The 1,190-nt window shown below is 64.6% G+C and carries 1 protein-coding gene; it reads right to left on the bottom strand.

From position 1 onward, the window contains the following. A partial coding sequence (locus IE107_RS34445; RefSeq protein WP_229867485.1) for a glycosyltransferase occupies nt 1-1,190 on the bottom strand: 1,190 nt, incomplete at both ends.

The raw sequence follows: 1,190 nt of genomic DNA, 5'->3' as shown, positions 1-1,190 counted from the left end.
GTTGTGGTGCGGGGTCGAGGCCGCTCAGCAGTGTGCCGTTGTTCGGTAGCAGTGTTGTGTCGGTACCGGACCTGCCGCTGCCCCATCGTACTGAGCCCTTGATCGTCCTGACGGTGTCGCCGAGGCGGTTGGCCAGGGTTTTGCGTCGGGCGGGTGCGGACGTGCTCTGGGGGGTTTCCTGGTTCTCGCTCTCGTCGGTGAGCCAGTCCAGGCGGGTCCAGTCGGTCCATTCGGCTGTGCGGACACGGAATTCGGGGGGTGGTCCGAACCTGATGTTGGGGGTCTGTGTGGTGTCGAGGGACTTGATGTGTTCGTTGAACTGTCGCAGGAGGAATATCGGGCCGGTGCTGGCGCCGACGTTCTTCGATTTTATGGCGAGTTCGAGGACGCCTCTGGCGTAGGCGTCCTTGTTGTTGATGTCCGGCAGGTTGTCCAGAACCTGCTTCATGAAGCGGCTTCGGGGGTGGGTGACGATGAACTGGTTTCCGAAGCGCCCTTCCTGGTAGGCGACTTCGGCGGCCTGGTGGATGTGGTCCGCGGTCACGGGTGCGTTCTCGTCGAGTCCGAGCAGTCTTCGTACGCTGTTGGGGTCGCGGAGCATGGGGCCGAACATCGGCAGGGTGTCGTCGCCCTTGGGCATGGTGACGCCTTCGGGGCGCAGTACCACTTCTCCGGGGCCCAGGTCGACATCGAGGTATACGCCGCCGTGTTTGTGGAGGAGGGCGTACCTGGCGATGTCGGAGGCCATCGCGAAGCTGTTCTCCTTGCGCGCGGCGTCGTAGAGCTTGGACACCTTGGAGGGCAGTTTCTCCCTGCCGGTGGTCTTGTCCTTTTTGAACAGGTCCTCGACCCGGCCTTGTTGAACGGTGCCGGATTCCGCGAGGGCCTTGAGGAACTCCTTGTTGTTGCGCTGGCCGCCTTCGTCCGTCCAGATCGTCAGCTTCCACTGTGCTTCTTCTGCCTTGGCCGCCCATGTCCGGAGGTTGGCGCGGGCACCGTCCGTCAGTTCGCCACCGAGCCAGACGAAGTTGAGTTCCCTGGGGACCATGGCCGAGGGACCGGGACCGGTGCCCAGGTAGTGGACCGGACCGGCGGGGGGCGCATCGCCGGCCGACGCGGTCGCGGTGCTCTGGGACACAACCGGCTCGGCCGACAGCTGCGTGATCTCCGACTCGGCGTTCAGCAGCAGG

The organism is Streptomyces gelaticus, from assembly GCF_014649535.1.
GTDB lineage: Bacteria > Actinomycetota > Actinomycetes > Streptomycetales > Streptomycetaceae > Streptomyces > Streptomyces gelaticus.
The sequence above is the reverse complement of the archived record's forward strand: the minus strand, read 5'-3'. Positions and strand labels throughout refer to the sequence as shown.